The organism is Promicromonospora sp. NPDC090134 (genome assembly GCF_044746965.1).
Taxonomy (GTDB): domain Bacteria; phylum Actinomycetota; class Actinomycetes; order Actinomycetales; family Cellulomonadaceae; genus Promicromonospora.
In genome coordinates this window covers 403,234-419,140 of the sequence record NZ_JBIVCZ010000005.1, presented here as the reverse complement: position 1 = coordinate 419,140, position 15,907 = coordinate 403,234, and the positions used below count along the sequence as shown (strand labels likewise).

19 protein-coding genes are annotated in these 15,907 nt (G+C 72.8%); 9 read left to right on the top strand and 10 right to left on the bottom strand.

What is annotated here, in order from left to right:
* The first annotated feature begins 114 nt into the window (after positions 1-114).
* Positions 115-624, top strand: a complete 510-nt coding sequence (locus ACIPN7_RS16560) for a DUF4307 domain-containing protein (RefSeq protein WP_400544248.1) — start codon at positions 115-117, stop codon at positions 622-624.
* Positions 625-829: 205 nt separating this feature from the next.
* Positions 830-1,312, top strand: a complete 483-nt coding sequence (gene greA, locus ACIPN7_RS16555) for a transcription elongation factor GreA (RefSeq protein ID WP_108495916.1) — start codon at positions 830-832, stop codon at positions 1,310-1,312.
* A gap of 64 nt (positions 1,313-1,376) precedes the next feature.
* On the opposite strand, the gene ACIPN7_RS16550 is transcribed toward greA, so the two are convergent.
* The 5 genes from ACIPN7_RS16550 to ACIPN7_RS16530 form a co-directional block, all read right to left on the bottom strand.
* A complete protein-coding gene (locus tag ACIPN7_RS16550; RefSeq protein ID WP_400544244.1) occupies positions 1,377-2,786 on the bottom strand; it encodes an RNA polymerase sigma factor in 1,410 nt (469 codons plus the stop codon).
* Complete coding sequence (locus ACIPN7_RS16545; RefSeq protein WP_400544241.1) at positions 2,783-3,124, bottom strand: YciI family protein; 342 nt, start codon at positions 3,122-3,124, stop codon at positions 2,783-2,785. Before ACIPN7_RS16545 ends, ACIPN7_RS16550 begins: the two co-directional genes overlap by 4 nt.
* An 11-nt stretch (positions 3,125-3,135) precedes the next feature.
* Positions 3,136-3,480: a YciI family protein gene (locus tag ACIPN7_RS16540; protein ID WP_400544238.1), complete on the bottom strand. Its 345-nt coding sequence runs from the start codon at positions 3,478-3,480 to the stop codon at positions 3,136-3,138.
* 118 nt (positions 3,481-3,598) lie between these two features.
* Positions 3,599-4,858, bottom strand: a complete 1,260-nt coding sequence (gene ilvA, locus ACIPN7_RS16535; RefSeq protein ID WP_400544235.1) for a threonine ammonia-lyase — start codon at positions 4,856-4,858, stop codon at positions 3,599-3,601.
* Between the two features lie 29 nt (positions 4,859-4,887).
* A complete protein-coding gene (locus ACIPN7_RS16530) occupies positions 4,888-6,135 on the bottom strand; it encodes an AI-2E family transporter (protein WP_400544232.1) in 1,248 nt (415 codons plus the stop codon).
* A 225-nt stretch (positions 6,136-6,360) separates the two neighbouring features.
* Between ACIPN7_RS16530 and ACIPN7_RS16525 the strand changes: the two genes are divergently transcribed.
* The 3 genes from ACIPN7_RS16525 to ACIPN7_RS16515 all read left to right on the top strand — a co-directional run bounded on the left by ACIPN7_RS16525 (position 6,361) and on the right by ACIPN7_RS16515 (position 9,814).
* The gene (locus ACIPN7_RS16525; RefSeq protein ID WP_400544229.1) at positions 6,361-8,718 is read left to right on the top strand and encodes a M6 family metalloprotease domain-containing protein; all 2,358 of its coding nucleotides are present in this window, start codon (positions 6,361-6,363) and stop codon (positions 8,716-8,718) included.
* 131 nt (positions 8,719-8,849) lie between these two features.
* Positions 8,850-9,269: a hypothetical protein gene (locus tag ACIPN7_RS16520; protein WP_400544226.1), complete on the top strand. Its 420-nt coding sequence runs from the start codon at positions 8,850-8,852 to the stop codon at positions 9,267-9,269.
* Positions 9,266-9,814 carry a peroxiredoxin family protein gene (locus tag ACIPN7_RS16515; RefSeq protein ID WP_400544223.1) on the top strand — a complete coding sequence of 183 codons (549 nt, stop codon included), beginning with the start codon at positions 9,266-9,268 and terminating at the stop codon, positions 9,812-9,814. The genes ACIPN7_RS16520 and ACIPN7_RS16515 overlap by 4 nt, the downstream gene beginning before the upstream one ends.
* 9 nt (positions 9,815-9,823) lie before the next feature.
* Here ACIPN7_RS16515 and ACIPN7_RS16510 read toward each other — a convergent pair whose 3' ends face one another.
* Positions 9,824-10,294 carry a helix-turn-helix domain-containing protein gene (locus ACIPN7_RS16510; protein ID WP_400544220.1) on the bottom strand — a complete coding sequence of 157 codons (471 nt, stop codon included), beginning with the start codon at positions 10,292-10,294 and terminating at the stop codon, positions 9,824-9,826.
* Positions 10,295-10,426: 132 nt separating this feature from the next.
* A complete protein-coding gene (locus ACIPN7_RS16505) occupies positions 10,427-11,026 on the bottom strand; it encodes a YdeI family protein (RefSeq protein WP_400544217.1) in 600 nt (199 codons plus the stop codon).
* Between the two features lie 111 nt (positions 11,027-11,137).
* Between ACIPN7_RS16505 and ACIPN7_RS16500 the strand changes: the two genes are divergently transcribed.
* A complete protein-coding gene (locus tag ACIPN7_RS16500; RefSeq protein WP_400544214.1) occupies positions 11,138-11,701 on the top strand; it encodes a hypothetical protein in 564 nt (187 codons plus the stop codon).
* Positions 11,702-11,722: 21 nt separating this feature from the next.
* On the opposite strand, the gene ACIPN7_RS16495 is transcribed toward ACIPN7_RS16500, so the two are convergent.
* The 3 genes from ACIPN7_RS16495 to ACIPN7_RS16485 are packed head-to-tail and all read right to left on the bottom strand — an operon-like array spanning position 11,723 to position 13,214.
* Positions 11,723-12,178: a type II toxin-antitoxin system VapC family toxin gene (locus ACIPN7_RS16495; protein ID WP_400544211.1), complete on the bottom strand. Its 456-nt coding sequence runs from the start codon at positions 12,176-12,178 to the stop codon at positions 11,723-11,725.
* The gene (locus ACIPN7_RS16490; protein WP_400544208.1) at positions 12,175-12,390 is read right to left on the bottom strand and encodes a ribbon-helix-helix protein, CopG family; all 216 of its coding nucleotides are present in this window, start codon (positions 12,388-12,390) and stop codon (positions 12,175-12,177) included. The genes ACIPN7_RS16495 and ACIPN7_RS16490 overlap by 4 nt, the downstream gene beginning before the upstream one ends.
* A 32-nt stretch (positions 12,391-12,422) precedes the next feature.
* Positions 12,423-13,214, bottom strand: coding sequence for a metallophosphoesterase family protein (locus ACIPN7_RS16485; protein ID WP_400544205.1), 792 nt, complete (start codon positions 13,212-13,214; stop codon positions 12,423-12,425).
* A 126-nt stretch (positions 13,215-13,340) separates the two neighbouring features.
* On the opposite strand from ACIPN7_RS16485, the gene ACIPN7_RS16480 reads away from it, so the two are divergent.
* The 3 genes from ACIPN7_RS16480 (at position 13,341) to msrA (ending at position 15,872) form a co-directional block, all read left to right on the top strand.
* Positions 13,341-14,339 carry a hypothetical protein gene (locus tag ACIPN7_RS16480; RefSeq protein WP_400544202.1) on the top strand — a complete coding sequence of 333 codons (999 nt, stop codon included), beginning with the start codon at positions 13,341-13,343 and terminating at the stop codon, positions 14,337-14,339.
* Positions 14,336-15,103, top strand: a complete 768-nt coding sequence (locus tag ACIPN7_RS16475; RefSeq protein WP_400544199.1) for a hypothetical protein — start codon at positions 14,336-14,338, stop codon at positions 15,101-15,103. The genes ACIPN7_RS16480 and ACIPN7_RS16475 overlap by 4 nt, the downstream gene beginning before the upstream one ends.
* Positions 15,104-15,188: 85 nt before the next feature.
* A complete protein-coding gene (msrA, locus tag ACIPN7_RS16470) occupies positions 15,189-15,872 on the top strand; it encodes a peptide-methionine (S)-S-oxide reductase MsrA (RefSeq protein WP_400544196.1) in 684 nt (227 codons plus the stop codon).
* Positions 15,873-15,907 lie beyond the last annotated feature (35 nt).

The following is a 15,907-nucleotide window of genomic DNA, read 5'->3' as shown; positions in this document are numbered from 1 at the left end:
TGGGACGGAGTCTGAGAGTCTGAGCGTCTGGGAGACAATCACTCTCATGGACCATGATGGTCCACGGACAATCTTGCTACGAACCACCGACACCCCCGATCCGAGCGAGCTGTGATGAGCGACCACGACCCAGCCGTCCCCATCGGCGACGCGAACGAGCCGGCGCCGGACCTCGCCGCGCGCTACGGCCGCGGGAGGACCGGCACCCGGCAGCCCGCCGCGCGGACCGAACAGGACGAGCCGTGGGACGAGGCCGACGGCGTCCGCCCGCGACCCAAGATGTCGGTCGGCGCGCGGATCGCCGTGGGCCTGGCGCTGGCCGCGGGCGTCGCGATCGCCGCGTGGTTCACGATCGTCGACACGCAGCGCGACCCGGTCAGCTTCGTCGACGTCGGGTTCTCCGTGGCGAGCCCCGAGGAGGTCGAGGTGACGTTCGACGTCAGCATGCCGCCCGGGACCGAGGCCGTGTGCACGGTGACCGCCCTCGCGCGGAACTTCGCCGAGGTCGGCGCGGTCGACGTCGAGGTGGGTCCGGAGGAGGCGCGCACCACACGCCACGTGGTGACGATCGCCACGACGGAGCTCGCCACGACGGGCCTCGTCGACCACTGTGACCTGCGCTGAGAGTTCGTCCTCGGAAATAGATACACCGTCCGCTCACAGCGGAACCGGGGAATGTCTTGGCATGTCTTTCCCGGCAATTGGTATTCTCGTCGTTTCACACGCTGTGTTGACCGGCTGACGCGCGTGCCCGATCCGCTTCGTCGGCCGGGACCTGCGCGCTGCCAAAACTGTGGCTCGAACGAGCAACGACGAAAGGAGAGCCCCCGTGGCCGACGCTTCTGTCACCTGGCTCACCCAGGAGGCGCACGACAAGCTCAAGGCTGAGCTGGAGCATCTCTCCGGCCCTTACCGGTCGGAGATCACCGAGCGCATCGCCGCTGCCCGTGACGAGGGCGACCTCAAGGAGAACGGCGGATATCACGCCGCGCGCGAGGAGCAGGCGAAGAACGAGGCACGCATCCTCGAGCTCACCGAGAAGCTTCGTAACGTCCACGTCGGCACGCCGGCGGACGACGGCAAGGTCGAGCCGGGCATGGTCGTGACCGCTATCGTCGCCGGCGACGAGATGAACTTCCTCTTCGGGTCGCGCGAGATGGCCGGGTCCACGGACCTCGACGTCTACTCGCCGACATCGCCCCTGGGCGCCGCCATCGACGGCAAGTCGATCGGCGCGAAGACGAGCTACCACGCTCCCAACGGGAACGACATCCCCGTGGAGATCACGGGGGCCAAGCCCTTCCAGGGCTGATCCCGGATTCCCGGCAGTCCGACGGGCCCGCCCGGCGTCCGCCCACCGCACGGTGGGACGAGCGTCAGGCGGGCCCGTCGACGTCTGCCAGCTCCGCGAGCCGCCGGCTCAGGAGCCGGCGGTCCCCCTCCCGGTCCACCTGGCCGAGCGCCCGCCCGTACTGGAGTGCGGCCTCGTCCGGCCGTCCCGCGCGCCGCAGCAGGTCGGCCCGCACCGCCGGGAGCAGGTGGTAGGCCGCCAGCTCGGGCGCGGACGCCACGGCGTCCAGCTCGGCCAGGCCCGCCTCAGGCCCGCGCAGCATCCCGACCGCGACCGCCCGGTTGAGCGCCACCACCGGCGAACGCGTCATGTCCAGCAGGACGTCGTAGAGCGCGGCGATCTCGGCCCAGTCCGTGTCGTCGGCGGACGCCGCCCGCGCGTGCAGCGCCGCGACCGCCGCCTGCACCTGGTACGGCCCCGGACGCCGTACCGCGAGCGCGTCGTCGAGCACCGCGAGCCCCTCGGCGATCTCGTCCTGCCGCCAGAGCGAGCGGTCCTGCTCCTCCAGCGTGCGCGGCACGGTGCCGGCCGCCAGGTCGGACGCCACGCCGGACGACGACCCGGCCGGCGAGCCCGGCCCCAGCCGCGCCGCCCGCCGCGCGTGCTGCAGCAGCAGGAGGGCGAGGAGCCCGCGCGCCTCGGGCTCGTCGGGCAGCAGCCGGGCGACGAGCCGGGCCACCCGCACCGCGTCGTCGGCCAGGGCGCGGCGGGCGGCGGCCCCCGCGACGTCGTCCGCGGGCTCGGCCCACGCGTCGTAGCCCTCGGTGAACAGCACGTACAGCACCGCGAGCACGGCGGAGACGCGCTCGTGCAGCAGCTCGGGCGGCGGCACCCGGAACGCGATGCCCGTGCTGCGGATCTTGCGCTTCGTCCGGGTCAGGCGCTGGGCCATGGTGGCCTCCGGCACGAGGAAGGCGCGCGCGACCTGCGCCGTCGTCATGCCGGTGAGGGAGCGCAGCGTGAGCGCCACGCGGCCCTCCAGCGGCAGGGCCGGGTGGCAGCACGTGAAGACCAGGCGCAGCAGGTCGCCGTCGGGCTCGTCCGGCCCGACGGCGTCCCACGCCGCGCCGTCCAGCGTGCTCACCGCCGCGTCGCCCACCGGGTCGGGCTCGGCCGCGCCGTCGTCGGCCCCGGGCACCCCGCCGGCCCGGTAGGCGAGCCGGGCCGCGGTGGCGGTCTTCTCCCCCTCCACCTTGCGGCGCCGCAACCGGTCCAGCGCACGGTTGCGGGCCGTGGTGGTGAGCCAGGCGCCGGGGCGGTCCGGGACGCCGTCGCGCTCCCACGTCCGCAGCGCCACCGCGAACGCCTCCTGCGCGCAGTCCTCCGCGAGGTCGAGGTCGCCCGTGCTGCGCGCGACGGCGGCGAGCACGCGGGCCCACTCGTCCCGGAAGGCGGCGGAGACCGCGTCACCCACCGACGCGTCGCCGGCGCTCATGCCCCCGGCGGCTCGTCGACGGGCCAGTACGGGTGCACCTCGATCACACCGTCGGAAGCCCCTGGAAACGCCGCAGCGATCGCCAGCGCGGCGTCCAGGTCGGGCGCCTCGATGATGTCGAAGCCGCCGATGACCTCCTTCGACTCCGTGAACGGGCCGTCGGTCACCACGGTCCGGCCGTCCCGGACGGCGACCCGGCGGGTGTCAGCCGCCGGCCGGAGGCGCGAGCCGGTGACCCGGGTGCCTGACGAGTCCAGGTCGGCCACCCAGCGGTCCAGCTCGGGCGTGGGGGCGCGGTCGGGGGTGTCCTGCTCGATCGTGAACATCAGGTAGCGCACGGTCGCTCCCCTCAGGCCTGGTCCAGCTCGAGCGGCCAGAAGGGGCGCAGCTCGATCGCGCCCGTGTGCGCCATCGGGTGGGCGGCGGCGATCCGGATGGCCTCGTCGAGGTCGGGGGCGTCGAGCACGTCGAAGCCCGCGATGACCTCCTTGGTCTCGGAGAACGGGCCGTCGGTGACGATCACCTCTCCGGTGCGGACCTGCACGCCCACGGCGTCCGCGGGCGGGCGCAGCCGGTCACCGAGCACGGCGCGGCCGGTGTCGTAGGTGTCCCGCACCCAGTCCTCGATCGCGGGCACGTTCTCCGGCTCGGCCGGGGCGTCAGGGGTGGACAGGACGAGCATGAGGTAACGCATGGCGTGCTCCCTTCCGGGGTGGTCCCCGGTCACATGGTGGCGCGGCCGGTCGGCCGCGTCACCCTGACGACGAACGGGAGCACGCCCGCACGACACCCGGACCCGATCAGAGTTCAGGTCAGAACGCGGCGACCTCGTACCCCTCGGACTCCAGCCGCTCCACGACGGCGGTCCGGTGCTCCTCGCCCTTGGTCTCGAGCTGCAGGTTGACCGACACCTCGGACACCGAGAGCGAGACGTCGGTGCGCGTGTGGTCCACGGCCACGATGTTGGCGCCGGCGGCGGCGATGGTCTCCACGAGCCGCGCGAGCGCGCCGGGCTTGTCCATCAGCCGCACCTGCAGCTTCAGGTATCGCCCGGCGGCGACCAGACCGTGCTGCACCACGCGGAGCAGCACGAGCGGGTCGATGTTGCCGCCGGACAGCACCGCGACGACCGGCCCCTGGAACACGCCCGGCCCGGCGGCCATGATCCCGGCGACCCCCGCCGCGCCGGCCGGCTCGACCATCAGCTTGGAGCGCTCCAGCACCGCGAGCAGGGCCCGCGAGAGCTGATCCTCGGTGACGGTCCGGACCTCGACGCCTTCCTTCTGCACGATCCCGAACGGCACGTCGCCCGGGAGGCCCACCGCGATGCCGTCGGCCATGGTGGCGCCGAGCGTGCCCGCCATGGGCTTGCCCGCCTTCAGCGAGCCGGGGTAGGCCGCGGCCGACGCCGCCTGCACGCCGACGACCTTGACGTGCGGCGCGGCCTCGGCCAGCACGGCCGCGATCCCGGCCACCAGCCCACCGCCGCCCAGCGGCACGACGACGGTGGCGACGTCGGGCACCTGCTCCAGGATCTCCAGGGCGACGGTGCCCTGGCCGGCCACGACGTCGACGTGGTCGAACGGGTGGATGAGCACGCGCCCGGAGCGGGCGGCCTCGACGCGCGCGGCGGCGAGGGCCTCGTCCACGGAGGTACCCACCATCCGCACCTCGGCCCCGTACCCGCGGGTCGCGGCGACCTTGGGCAGGGCCGCGTCCACGGGCATGTAGACGACGGTGTCGATGCCGAGCATGCCCGCGGCGAGCGCCACGCCCTGCGCGTGGTTGCCGGCGGAGGCCGCGACGACGCCGCGTTCTCGCTCGGCGGGTGACAGGCGCGCGAGCCGCACGTAGGCGCCGCGCACCTTGAACGAGCCGGCGCGCTGCAAGTTCTCGCACTTGAGCAGCACCTTCGTGCCCGCGATCGTCGAGAGCGCGCGGCTCTCGGTCACGGGCGTACGGGTGATGACGCCGTCGAGGAGCTCGGCGGCAGCCCGGGCGTCGTCGGCGGACACCGTGAGGTGACCGCCGTAGGACTCCAGGTCGAACGGATCCAGTGGCACAGCGCGCATGTTGCCCGACTGCGCCGCCAGATGCACGTTCAGAGCTTCGGATCACCCTCCGGCGCGGCCGGTTCCGCGTCGGTGGACACGTCCTCGACGGCGTTCTCGGCCAGTGCGCCGGGGCTGCGGCGCAGCCGCAGCGGGATCGGCGGGGCATCGGCCGCGCGCCATCGGATCGGTAGGGCGTCCTCGTCGCCGAGCTCCGGGAACTTGTCGTGCCCGTTGAGGTACAGGATCACGGTGTTCAGCAGCGCGGCGAGCGGCACGGCGAACAGGGCGCCGACGATGCCGGCCGCCAACGACCCGGCGGCCACCGCGAGGATCACCGCGACCGGGTGCAGCGAGACGGCCTGGCCCATGAGGAACGGCTGGAGCGCGTGCGACTCGATCTGCTGCACCAGCAGCACCACGCCGAGCATGATGAGCGCCGCGACCCAGCCGTTGGACACGAGCACGACGACGACAGCGATGGCGCCGGTCACGATGGCACCGACGACGGGCACGAACGAACCGACGAACACCAGGATGGCGATCGGCAGCGCCAGCGACGGGACGAAGAACACCGCGCCGATGCCGATGCCGACGGCGTCGACCGCCGCGACCAGGATCTGGGTGCGGGTGTAGGCGGCGAGCGTCACGGCGCCGCGGCGCCCGGCCTGGTTGACCCGCTCGCGGGCGGACAGCGGGAGCAGCCCGACGATCCAGCCCCAGATGCTCCGCGGGTCGTACAGGAAGAAGAAGGTGCAGAACAGTGCGATCAGGGCACCGACCAGGACGCTGCCCGCGGTCGCCGCGGCGCCGAGGGCGCCGCTCACGATCGCGCCCTGCTGCGCCTCGAGCTGGTCGAGGATGTCCTGGCTGTAGCTCTGCAGCTCGGTCTCGAGCCCGAACGTGGCCGAGAGCTGCGACCACAGCTCGTTGAAGCCGGTGACGGCCTGCGTCCGCAGGTCGGCGAACCCGTTCGCGATCGACTGCCCGGCCAGGGTGATCAGGCCGGCGACCACCAGGATCAGGCCGATCAGGGAGAGCCCCGCGGACAGCCCGCGCGGTACCCGCAGCCGCTCGTTCAGGAGGCGCCGCACCGGGGTGAGCATGATCGTCAGCAGCAGGGCGACCGCCACCGGGACCACGATCGTCTTGAGCAGCGCGAGTAGCCACAGGACCGCCGCGACGAACACGCCGATCAGCAGCATGCGCCACGACCACGAGGCGGCGGCCCGGATGGCCGGCGGGACGGCGCCCGACTCGTCGGTGCGGGGCGGCGCGGTGGTCTGGCTCGACGTCACGCTTGTCTCCTCGGTCTGCGGCACGGACAACACCCTAGGGGAGCACACCGACACCCGGCAGGCGCGTTCACGCGCCGCACGGAAGGTGCACCGGGCGCACACGGATCCGACAGATGTCGGAGGCAACACCCGACACCTGACCGATGACGCCGCGCGCGGGCGCTCGTAGCCTCGCGGCACGGCCCGGTCCGGGTCGTGCCACGGACGATCGGGAGGGCGACCCGCATGAGGCTCCGACGAGGCACACGACCGGCACCGACCAGCAGGACCGGCGACCGGGTCGTCCGGCGCACGGCGGCCGTCGCGGCCGCCGCCGCGCTCGCCGTCCCGCTCACCCTGCCCCTCGCTGGGGCGACGTCGACCGCGGAGGCGACCGGTCCGGCGTCGGGCAGCCCGATCACGGCGCCCGACCCGCAGGACTGGACCGACCAGGCCGAGATGACCTGGGAGGACTACACCCCGGTGCGGCCGGCGGAGTGGGACTCGGCCGAGACCTCGTCGGGCAGCGACGTGCAGTACCGGACGGCGGTGATCCTGCTGGAGTTCGAGGACCAGCCGTTCCTCATCACGCAGGACCCGCAGTCGCACCCGTTCGGCAACCCCGCGAGCGGTTTCCAGCCGGTGGCGCCCGGCGACGTCAACCAGTGGTTCTACGACTACTACGCCACCCCGAACGAGTACAACGGCGGCCAGACCCTGCACGGGTACTGGATGGAGGACAGCCACGGCCGGATCGGCGTCGACGTCGAGGTGTTCGGTCCGTACGAGCTGCCGGGCAAGCTGCACGAGTACGGCTACGACGCGTCGTTCAACGCGCCCGTCGAGGAGTTCTGCCCGCAGGGCGACGAGTGCGGCAAGAACATCCGGCAGGCCGGCTTCGCGGCCTGGCACGAGGACCTGGGTGGCTGCGCGGAGCAGCTCTGCGGCTTCGACAACGCCTTCTGGGTGACGGCGGGGCACGACGAGACCTCCACGTGGGAGGAGTTCGGGCAGATGATGTTCGAGTCACCCGAGGACGTGCCGGACGCGCTCGGCCCGCCGCGCGGTCCGGACGGCGAGGCGCCCCTGAACCAGAACGGCGACCCGATGCCGAACTGGGCGCACACCCGGTACGTGGAGTGGACGTCCTGGCAGTCGGCGGCCAACCACTGGCCCAACGCGAGCGGCGGTACCTCGACGCAGGCGGAGAGCTCCGGCCTCGGCGTGTTCGCGCACGAGTTCAGCCACCTGCGCAGCCTGCCGGACAACTACAACAACCCGTTCGCCGACAACACCCGCGCCTACACCGGCTACTGGGAGATGATGAGCCGCGGCTCCTTCAACGGACCGGGCGGCACCCACAACCGGTGGCAGATCCCGAACGCGGGCGGTTCCGCCCTCGGGCCGCACCACATGCTCCACTTCAAGCAGGACCTCGGCGTGCTGACCGAGGAGGACCAGGTGCTGCTGACCCGGTCGGGGCTCGCGGAGCAGGGCGTGGCGGTCGCCACGCTGCAGGCCCGCTCCGCCGTGCCGGCCTCGCAGGGCGGCGACGGCAAGGTGGGCCTGGAGGTCGCGCTCGACGGCGGGTACACCGCGGGCCAGTGCGCCGTGGACGTGCCGGAGGACACCGACTTCTGGTGCCCGGACGGCGCGGCCTGGACCGACTACACGCTGGAGGTCGTGGACCGGGTGGGCAACGACTCGTTCACCGCCGGCCACGGCGTCCTGCTGGCCCAGAACCAGCCCCGGGGCACCCCGCGCGAGTGGGTCGTCGACGCCAACCCCGCGGACATCGGCCGCATCGACTACTACCGGCCGGACGGCACGCCCGTCCCCGTCGTGCGCGGCGACCCGCGCCAGCTCGACGACGCGACGTTCCACGCGGGCACCGGCTCGGGCAGCTCCTTCGAGTACGTCGACGAGCCGAACGACCTGCACGTGTACGTCCTGGACGCCGTCCGCGACGCCTCCGGCACGCTCACCTACGACGTCGCCGTGCGCAACCGCCAGGCCTCGGGCACGTTCGAGCGCGGGGCACGGCTCGGCCGGGCGGAGCAGTACCCCGTGGGCGCCGGCACCACCGTGGTGAACGTCCCGCTGCGGAACACGGGCGAGGCGGGCGAGGGCGTGCACGGCTCCGACGTGTACCGGATCTCGGCGTCCGTGCGCGGCCGCGGCTGGGACGTGGCGCTGCCGTACGAGGTGACGGCGGTCGAGGCGGACGGCACGCTGCCCGTGTCGGCCTGGGCGACGGCGGCCGACGGCGCGGCGCGGTCCGCGACCCTGACGCTCACCGTCACCAGCGAGTCCGACCCGGACGTGTCGAGCACGGTCCGCGTGCCGCTGCGAGCGCAGGCGCCCACCCTGCACACCCTGTCCGACCTGGTGGACGACTACCGGGAGCGCGGTGTGCTCACCCGCGCCGAGGCACAGCGGCTGACGGCGCTGCTCCGCGTCGCGGCCCACGCCCACGGCGGCGCGGCGGACGCGGCGCTGGCCCGGTTCGCGCAGGACGCCGCGGGCCTGGCCGACGTCGGGCAGCGCAACCTCGCCGCCGGCGCGCTCGCCGCGGCGGCCGGCGACCTGCGGGACGCGGGGTGAGCTCGCGGGGCGGGCGCGGTCGCGCTCTCTGGTGGGACGGTCGCGGCCAGTTCGGTCCGTCGCACCGAGATCGGCACAGCGACGGACCGATCTCGGTGCGACGGGCCGAACTCGGTGGGCAGGCCGGGCGCTTGAGGGCGGTCGTCGTCGGGGTCTGCCTGCTCGGGGTGGTGGCCGGCTGCTCGGGCAAGGCCGCGGGCGCCGGGGAGACGCAGGCCGTGCGCCTCGTGGTGCCCGACGCGAACATCCGCGAGCCCGCCGACCCGTGCTCGGGTGCGCGTGCCTTCCGGTACGCGCACCCGGAGGCGCCGTACGAGCTGGTGGCCGACGGCGACGTGCTCGCCGCCGGTGCGCTGCCCGAGGGCCGGGCCGAGAAGGCCTTCTCGATCGACCTGGGCGCCGCACGGCAGCCCACCGTGTGCGTCATGTCGATCGAGGTCCCGGCCTCGGTCGACCTGGCGGGTGCCGAGCTGACCGTCGACGGCCACGGCCCCGTGCCGATCGAGCCCAACCCCGCCCTCGACGACGCGCCCGAGGCGGTGCTGCGGTGAGGGGCTTCGTCGCGGCGCTGCTCGCGGCCGGGCTGGTGATCGGCGCCCTCGCAGGCTGCGCCGGGACGCCGCGGGGGCAGCTGCCGGGGCCGGTCCCCGCGGGCGTCGAGTTCCGGCCCGTGCCCGACGACGCGCCTCCGGCGCCACCGCTCACCCTGGAGCTGACCGACGGCACCACGCTGGACCTGGCCGGGCAGTGGACGGAGCGCCCCGTCGTGCTCGTGTTCTTCGAGACCTGGTGCACCCGGTGCGCGGGGCAGCAGGGCCCGATCAACGACGTGGTCGAGGAGTACGAGGACCAGGTGCTGTTCCTCGGCGTCGCGAACCTCTCGGACCCCGACGACGTCGCCGCCTACGTCGAGGAGAACGACATCACCTATCCCGTGGCGGTGGACCCGACCGGTGACGCGTGGCTCATGTACGCGGTCGCCGAGGCGCCGCTCGTGGCCCTGGTCGGCAAGGACGGCGGTCTGCTGCGCGGCTGGCCCGAGGGCGTCACGGGCCGCGAGCTCAGTGCCGCCGTCGCGGAGCTGGCGGTGCGCTGACCCGCCCCCTCACGCGCCCGGCGCGGCCGCCTGGTCGGGGAGCCGTCCCGCCGCCCGGGCGACCCTGAGCGCCAGGTGCAGGGCGAGCCGCTCGGTGCCGTCCTTGAGGTCGGTGCCGGCGAGCAGCTCGACCCGCTGGAGCCTGTAGTACAGCGAGGTGCGGTGCAGGTGCAGCGCCTCCGCCGTCGCCCGCGCGCTGCCCGCGAGCTCCAGGTACGTCTCCAACGTGCGCAGCAGGAGGGCCGCCTCCGGCAGGCCGAGCAGCGCTTCGAGGCCCGGGTGCACGCTGGCGCCGTCGGCGGCGAGGCGTGCGGCCACGGCGTCCAGCGCGCCGGCCGCCGTCGTGCTCCGGACGGCGGGCGGCGCGGGAGGCGCGGGAGGCGCGGGACGAGCGGTGCCGGACGGCGACGCGGGGCTCGTGGGGACGAAGGTGACCAGCACGTCCCCCGACTCGAGCCGCAGTACGACCTCGCTGTCCACGGCCCTCCTCGGTCTCGGCGGTGCCAGGAACCGGCGTTGCCGGGAACCGCCGCTGCCAGAAACCCTAGTGAAGCCGCTCAGCGGATCTCAAGGACTCCTTCAGGTCAGCTCCCGGGCAGATCGCGGCCGCGGTCACTCCTCCAGCTTCCGTTTCTGGGGGTAGACCGTCTCGCCCCGCTCCAGCATGCCCACGAACTTGGTGATGTTCCGCGCCCGGGTCTCCGGCTTCTTGACGCCCGTGATGCGGAAAAGGATCGCGAACCGGTTCTGCGCCGTGAGGATCCCGAACATCGCCGTCGCCCGGGGGCTGGCCGCGAGCGCCTCCGCGAGGTCGGGCGGCACCTCGATGTTCTTGCTGCCCTCGTACGCGACGTCCCAGCGGCCGTCGTCCTTGGCCCGGTCGATCTCCTGCTGGCCGCGGGGACGCATGCGCCCCTCGGTGGTCAGGCGGTCCACGATCCGCACGTTCCGCGCGGACCAGCGGCTGCGCGACCGGCGCGGGCAGAACCGCTGGAGCGACGTCGTGTCGTCCCGGCTGCGGCCCTGCGCGTCGATCCAGCCGCTGCACAGCGCCTCGTCGAGCGCGGTGTCGTAGGTCAGGGTGGTCGGGGCGTCCTTGCCCTTGCGCGCGAGGATCAGCCAGACGCCGTCCGACGTCTCCTCGTTCTCGTCGAGCCAGGCGCGCCAGGCTGCGACGTCGGTGATCAGCAGCTCGGGGTCGGTGTCGGCCATGGACAGGACGGTACGCCGGACCACTGACATCGCCCGTGACACCGGCGCCGCACCGGTGCCGGCACTCGCACCAGCGCTGACACCGGCGGGCCGCGGTACTACCGTGGCGAGATGACGACCTGGCAGATCAGCACGTCCACGGGCGATCCTGCGCGGGTCGCGACGATCCTCCCGGGCAGCGGGTACACGGCGCAGGGCCCGCTGCTCCGGTACTCCGCCAAGGCGTTGCGCGCGGCCGGCTGGACCGTCCGCACCTTCGCCTGGGACGAGCCCTCGCCGGACTGGGCGGCGGCGCGCCGCGCGTACGGGGAGTCGCTCCAGGCCGCTCCGGTGCCCGACGGCGGCCGGCACCTCGTGGTCGCCAAGTCGCTGGGTACGTTCGCCCTGCCGGTCGCCGTCGAGCTCGGGCTCCCGGGCGCGTGGCTGACGCCGGTGCTCACCGGGGACGCGTCCGGGCCGGTCCGGGCCGCGCTCGCGTCGGGGACGGCACCGGCGCTGCTCGTCGGCGGCACGGCGGACCCGCTGTGGGACGGCGGCGTCGCGACCACCCCGGACGTGGAGGTGCTGACGGTCGACGGCGCGGACCACTCGCTCGAGGTGGGCGACTGGCGGCGGTCGCACCAGATCCTCGCCCGCGTCACCGAGGCGGTGGAACGCCTGGCGGCTCAGCTCTGAGCCGCCGACCCGACCGCGCCCTCAAACAGGCCCGTCGTCCGCCGGCAGGATCGCGAAGTAGTCGTGTCCGCTGAGCGGGCTCACGACCCGGTAGTCCTGGTCGGTCGCCACGATCAGGTTGGTTCCCAAGGAACCGGCCACGACCACGTTGATGGCATCCGCGAGGTCCAAGGACCCGGGCTTGCGGCGCTTGCGCTGCATCTTTCCCTCGTACTTCTTGATGAGGGTCCTCGCAGTGCCGTAATCCTCCGGGCGCGGATCTGCCACCTCGAAGAAGCCATCCGTGACGTTCTCCAGGAAGTCGCTCGCTGCCAGATGCTCACCCGCAGCGCTCAGCAGATAGTGGACCTCGGCTATCACCAGCGGCGTGACGACCGCGATCCTGGCTGATTCAAGGGTCTCCCGAAACTGGTCGTGCTGCGGCTCGCCCGGGTCCATCGCCGCGACGATCCCTCCGGTGTCGGCGATGACGATCACTCGCCGAAGCCATCCAGGAGCTCGTCGACACGACGCGTCAGGCCATGCTGCCGCAGACGCCCCTTCATCTTGGGACGGGTGCGCAGATGGTCGTGGATCACCTGGTCGATCCCCTCGCGAATGAGGTCCGCCTGCGATCGACCCGTGAGCGCACCAACACGTTCGAGAGCAGCCTTGCGTTCCTCGTCGAGATAGATGCTCGTCTTCATCATGCCCTACATGATGCCCTACGCCATGCCCTACATCAAGACGTGGGGGCTTCGGGCCGCCCGTCCCTCGGGCCGAACACCCGCAGCGCGTCGGCGTCGCTGTTGGCCGACGTCACGTACTGCCGTGCCCACTCCTCCGCCGCGGGGTAGGCGCTCCCGGCAGCGACCGCCGTGACAGCCGCCTCGACGCCGACCGGGGTGTGCCGCACCTCGACCTGCCCGTCACGCAGGAGGGCCCACGAGCCGCCGGCACGGCCGTAGGGCATGCCGACGCTGCCGGGGTTGACGCACAGGCGCCGGTCGACCAGCCGGACGAACGGCATGTGGGTGTGTCCCATGACCACGGTGGTCACGTCGGCGTCGAGGCCGCCGAGCACGTCGGCCCAGCGCTCCAGCGACGAGTCGACGAGCACCACCTCCTCGTCGTCGCGCGGGGTGCCGTGACAGAAGACGACGCGGCCGAACCCGCGCACCGTCAGCTCGACGGGGTGCGGCAGGCCGGCGAGCAGCGCGACGTCGTCGGGCCGCAGCCGGGACGCGGCCCAGGGCGCGACCGGGTCCGGGATGTCGGTGGTGCCGCCGCGCGCGAGCGCCACGAGCTCGCGGTCCGCGTTCCCGCGAACCAGAACGGCCCGCTCCCCCAGGGCCCGGAGGCGGTCCAGGACCTCGACGGGCTGCGGCCCGGCGGCGTGGTCGCCGGTGACGACCACACGGTCGGCGGCCGCCACGTCGGGTTCCGCGAGCACCGCCTCCAGGACGGGGAGCACCCCGTGGACGTCCGACAGGACCGCTACCGCACCGACCTCGCTGCTCGTGTGCCCGCTCATGTGCCGACCATGGCGCGCGTCGCCACGAGGCGCCACCGCATCTGCCCAGGGCAGAACTCAAGAAAGCGTCTCGCATGATCCGGTGAAGTCGCCTAGAGTATAAGCATTAGACAGGAAGGGCGTCTGATGCTTATCACCGAACCGTGGACCACGATCGCCGACCGGCTGGGCCTCGTCGTCACGGCACCGCCGGAAGGTAGCGGTGCCGACGTCGTGCTGGCAGGCGCAGGCTGGCCGAGCACGGCCTACCGCACAAAGACCTTCCCGGCACCGATCCGGCCCTCCACTGTCCACGCCCATGCCGCATCCGCACGGGAACGGGGCGTCTGGCTGCTGCTCGTCGTACCGTCCGCGAGCGCCGGGGTCAGCCAGGCTGCCCTGGAAGAGAACGTGTCCCTGTTGATCGTGCCTGGTTCGCCGGGCACGCCCGTGCGAGGCTCTCTGCTCTCGCCCGCAGGCCGGCGAGATCTGGCCGATCCCGCCGCGACACAACCGAGCCGGCGCCCAGGACGTGTCCCCTGGGCGACGTACGCGCTGGCCTTCGAGCTCCTTGAAGCGCCCAAGACCTCCCAGCGCGTGCTGGCCGGCCGGATCGGAGTGACCCAGCCACGCATCAGCCAGGCCCTGCAAAACCTCGGTGATGCCGTGCACCGCACTCCCACGGGATGGGAGGTGCACTCGCCCGACCATCTGGCCGACTGGGTCCTCGCCCGGTATCCATGGCAACCGAGGATCGCCACCTCGTGGCTGACTCTCGACGCACCGGTGACAGCCGCCCAGCGCGCGACGACGTACCTGCGGGAAGGGGGTATCGAGCACGCGGTCGGTGGCGACGTCGCCGCGGACTCGGTCGCACCCTGGGCTCGGCCGTCCAGCACCTGGATCTGGTCGGCGGTACAGGTCGACCTCCAGGAGATCGAGGCGACGCCGACGACCGCGGACGCGGCGAACCTGTTCCTCGCCGTCCCCGACGACCCGTATCTCCTCGGGTCAGCCCCCCCTCCGGAGAACGGCTACCCGGTGCTCCCCCCGTGGCGGGTGTGGATCGACCTCGCGCACCAGGGCCACGGCGACGCCGCTGATGCCCTTCGACGCCACCTCACCACACGAAGAGGTCAAGCATGACCGTTCTCCAGCTGACCTCGCCGTCCGCGGCGACCGACGGAGCCTGGCTCGCGGCAGCCGACGTCGCCGCGATCAGCGCGTCGCTCGGTGTCGAGTACCGCCTGGTCGGCGGCATCGCCACCACGCTCCTGACCCACGTCCACGAGGTCGCGGACCGCGTGCCCGCACGAGAGACCGCCGACGCGGACATGGGTGTGTCCACGTCGGTGTGCTCGGACCCACGCCTGCCCGAAGCGCTGTCGAGACTCGGCTACACCCGAGAGGACGGCAGCCGCTTCGCCCGCGAGGCCCCGGGCGAACGGCGCGTCATCGACGTGCTCGTCCCGTCGTATCTCGGCAAGCATGAGCCCAACCAGGAACTGGGGTCCCTGGTCGTCGATGCCGTGCCTGGACTGTCGCTCGCTCTCGCACTGCCTGCGGCGGAAGTGGTGCTGGCGGCCCGCCTCAGCAACGGGAGTGCCGTTGAACTGTCTCTGTTGCTCCCTGACGTACGCGCTGCGCTCGTCCTGAAGGCGTACGCGTACCGGGCACGACTCACGGAAAGGGACGCCGTCGACGTCTGGAGGCTTCTCGAGTCCGCGGAGAACGCGGGACTCCGAGCCGGCGACTGGCCGGCTCGGGCGAGCGGGCGTGATGCCGCGGCGTACCTGCACAAGTTCTTCGGCAACGCGGGTGCGCCGGGCGCGCGACGTGCGTCGTCGGCACCCGGGACGCAGGCACGGGTGCGGCTCCTCGTGCAGAGGCTCATACCCCGGCCCGCGTAAGCATGCCGGAACACTGTCACCCAGGTCCGTGTTGTGATGGACAAACGTGCCACCGCACGAATCAGACCCAAAGGATGTGTGTTCGATGACCTTTCTGAACTCGCTCTTCGGCCCCGGCTCCGGTTCCAAGACCACCATGGTCGCGCCCGAGGACGCCCTGCCGGGTCGTACCGCTCCTCAGCTCCAGAACCCCCGCCCGCACACGGTGCTCGGATCGTCGATCACGGGTCCGTGGGAGCCGGGTACGCGCGTGCTCTACCTGGCGATGGGCTGTTTCTGGGGCGCCGAGGAGATCTACTGGCAGGTCCCCGGCGTCGTGAGCACCGCCGTCGGCTACATGGGCGGCACCACGCCCAACCCGACGTACGAGGAGGTCTGCACCGCGCGGACCGGCCACACGGAGACCGCACTCGTGGCGTACGACCCGGCCAAGGTCAGCGAGGCCGAGCTGCTCAAGATCTTCTGGGAGCGGCACGACCCGACGCAGGGCTTCCGCCAGGGCAACGACGTGGGCACCCAGTACCGCTCGGGCATCTACTGGACCACGCCGGAGCAGGCCGAGGCCGCGCAGGAGACGGCCAAGCAGTACGCCGAGGTGCTGAGCGCCAAGGGGTACGACGCGATCACCACGGAGATCGCCCCCGCCGCCGAGGCCGGACCGTTCTTCTACGCCGAGGACTACCACCAGCAGTACCTGTCCGACGCGAAGAACCCGAACGGCTACCGCTGCCACGCGACCACGGGCGTCCCGTTCCCGGACGCCGCCTGAGCGCCTGACCGCTTGACCGTCTGACCCGACGCCCC